Origin of the sequence: Streptomyces jumonjinensis, from assembly GCF_009600885.1 — a bacterium.
GTDB lineage: Bacteria > Actinomycetota > Actinomycetes > Streptomycetales > Streptomycetaceae > Streptomyces > Streptomyces jumonjinensis.
On sequence record NZ_VCLA01000201.1, the window covers coordinates 88691 to 89178 of the forward strand.

Below are 488 nucleotides of genomic sequence, written 5' to 3' on the forward strand. Positions count from 1 at the left end.
AGCAGACCACCGTCGGGGTGCCGGACCAGCGGGCCGAAGCCGCGCGCTCCCGCTCCCCGCACACACGCCCCACCGGCACCCCGCCCACGGCCCCTGCTGCCGCGCCGACCGCGGCCCCCGCCCCGGCTGCCCAGCGCCGGTCCCGTTCCTGAACCACCCTTCCCCTCTTCTGGAGTTGTTGTGCACGGCACCCCGCCGCCCGGCCTCGGCACCCGTCTCGTCCGCGAGACGCTCGGCGCCGACTCGGCCGCCGATCTCCTCGGCCGCCACCCCTTCCTCAGCCCCTACGGCCAGCTCACCGCGCTGATTGCCGACGCGACGTTCAAGGTGGACGACCTCGACCAGAAGGTCCAGGAGCGCACCGCGCACATCGCGCGGGAGCTGGACTCCGTCCGGGGCGGCCAGAGCGCCGCCGCCCTCGGCTCCGCGAGTACCGAGATCGCCCTGCTCTCCGCCCGGCGGGACCAGAGCGCCGAGCACCTGCGGAC

The 488-nt window shown here is 75.8% G+C and carries 1 pseudogene; it reads left to right on the plus strand.

From position 1 onward, the window contains the following. Positions 1-180: 180 nt before the first annotated feature. Positions 181-488: pseudogene (locus tag FF041_RS39870) on the plus strand (hypothetical protein); the annotation flags it as partial.